The organism is Methylobacterium sp. 22177 (assembly GCF_052045615.1).
Classification (GTDB): domain Bacteria; phylum Pseudomonadota; class Alphaproteobacteria; order Rhizobiales; family Beijerinckiaceae; genus Methylobacterium; species Methylobacterium radiotolerans.
This window is the reverse complement of the sequence record NZ_JBQEPK010000148.1, coordinates 1-325: the sequence shown is the minus strand read 5'-3', so window position 1 is coordinate 325 and position 325 is coordinate 1. Positions and strand designations below refer to the sequence as shown.

Sequence of the window (325 nt, the reverse complement as noted above, 5' to 3'; positions counted from 1 at the left end):
GTCGTCTCCAGCGACCTGTCGATCTCGGGCACGGCCCAGCGCGCCTCGCTGGCGAACCAGTACAACAACCTGCTCAACCAGATCACGCAGCTCGCCAGCGACGCCAGCTACAACGGCGTCAACCTCATTGCCGGCAAGGGCAATGACATGAACATCAAGTTCAACGACACCGGTAGCTCCAACCTCAACGTCGCCTCGGTCGACGCGACCTCGAACGGCCTCGGCCTGACCTCGATCACCAACTCGAACAGCTCGACCAGCCAGAACGGTCTCGGCAACTTCCTGCTGAACTCGGACGTCAACAAGACGCTGGCCACCCTGACCA

At 61.5% G+C, this 325-nt stretch carries 1 pseudogene; it reads left to right on the top strand.

The window, feature by feature from the left end:
- A pseudogene (locus ACTJK8_RS32465) lies at window positions 1-325 on the top strand (flagellin); the annotation flags it as partial.